The organism is Dorea sp. AGR2135, assembly GCF_000420885.1.
Lineage (GTDB): Bacteria > Bacillota > Clostridia > Lachnospirales > Lachnospiraceae > Dorea > Dorea formicigenerans.
In genome coordinates this window covers 1-1,006 of the sequence record NZ_ATVU01000073.1, presented here as the reverse complement: position 1 = coordinate 1,006, position 1,006 = coordinate 1, and the positions used below count along the sequence as shown (strand labels likewise).

1 protein-coding gene and 1 pseudogene are annotated in these 1,006 nt (G+C 39.4%); both read right to left on the bottom strand.

Going from position 1 to position 1,006, the window contains the following annotated elements; translation table 11 throughout:
- Positions 1-91: 91 nt before the first annotated feature.
- Positions 92-541 (bottom strand): flavodoxin family protein BilS, encoded by a 450-nt coding sequence (gene bilS, locus G593_RS0118285; RefSeq protein WP_029732608.1) that lies wholly within the window; start codon positions 539-541, stop codon positions 92-94.
- A gap of 37 nt (positions 542-578) precedes the next feature.
- A pseudogene (locus tag G593_RS0118280) lies at positions 579-923 on the bottom strand (response regulator); the annotation flags it as partial.
- Positions 924-1,006: the final 83 nt, after the last annotated feature.

Here is a 1,006-nt window from a genome sequence, read left to right as displayed (position 1 = left end):
TGTTTGCCATAATAAAAGGCCTCCTATGATTTTTATATTTTATCATAGAAGACCTTAATGTTGTTTATTTTACAGAGATTTTTTCACAGGCTCATGCACAGTCAAAATTTGCGATCAACATATCAAGATTCGCTGGATGTTCCGGATTTTCTTTCATCTTTACATATCGTTCACGCACAGATTGTGGCATTTTCCCCTGGCACATATACTCTCCAATAACAGCATTGCTTGAATCAATGGATTGTTTGACTTGTCCGAGAATCTTTTCAAAATATACATCACTTCCACTGAACCCAGCCGTTCCAAACAGAAAAATCTTCTTGTTTTTTAGTTTCGCTAATAATTCTAATGTCTTGGTATCCGCGCTCCCTTTGTCAGTCCAAAATCCGATATACAACAAATCGGATGGAGGAATCTTTGAATCATTCTCCCCAAAATAATCGCACTTATCTTTTGGCAATATTTCATAGACTGCATCAGCCAGCTTCTTTGTATTACCAGTTGAACTACTGAATACGATTGAATAATTTTCTTGTTCCATATCTCATCGTCTCCTTCTTTGTTTGATTTTTGCTGTACTAAACTCTCTCCAGATTATGTTGTAACGCATCAATCAAATCTTTAATAACAATTGGCTTGGATAAAAATCCATCCATACCACATTCCAGTGCTTTCTTTCTATCTTCCTCAAAAGCATTGGCAGTCATAGCAAGAATTGTAATTCCCGCCAATTTGGGATCCTCCAGTGCACGGATCTGCTTTGTTGCCTCATATCCATTCATCACAGGCATCTGCACATCCATCAGCACCAGATCATAACCAGCTGCTGTTGAATTCTTAACCTTCTCCACTGCCTCTGCTCCATCTTCTGCTGTATCAACCAGGAAGCCATATTCATTAAGGATCTCCACCGCAATTTCACTGGTGAACTACCCATTGTCTAAAGCCAATGGGCTTCCTGCTTCGCAGACCTCGTAACCTACTATCTCCACAGGCGTTAATTCGG